Genomic DNA, 273 nt, shown 5'->3' on the forward strand with positions numbered 1-273 from the left:
CGAGGAACGCGGCGACCGACATGTGCAGCAGGCGGTAGGGGAACGACGGATTGAAGATCACCGCCAGCCAGTCCACCGGGATCACCCGGCCGTCGACGATCTCGAAGCCCTGCGGAGTCTGCATCCAGCTGTTGGAAGCGAGGATCCAGAAGGTGGAGATCAGCGTGCCGATCGCCACCATCACCGTGGCGAAGAAATGCAGGCCCGGTCCCACGCGGTTCCAGCCGAACAGCATGACCCCGAGGAAACCGGCCTCGAGGAAGAACGCGGTGA

1 protein-coding gene is annotated in these 273 nt (G+C 64.1%); it reads right to left on the minus strand.

What is annotated here, in order from left to right:
• The coding region (locus tag HMPREF2886_RS35360) for a cytochrome ubiquinol oxidase subunit I (protein ID WP_139148437.1) at positions 1–273 on the minus strand (273 nt) is incomplete at both ends.

This window comes from Pseudomonas sp. HMSC066A08, assembly GCF_001813025.1.
GTDB classification, from domain to species: domain Bacteria; phylum Pseudomonadota; class Gammaproteobacteria; order Pseudomonadales; family Pseudomonadaceae; genus Pseudomonas; species Pseudomonas aeruginosa.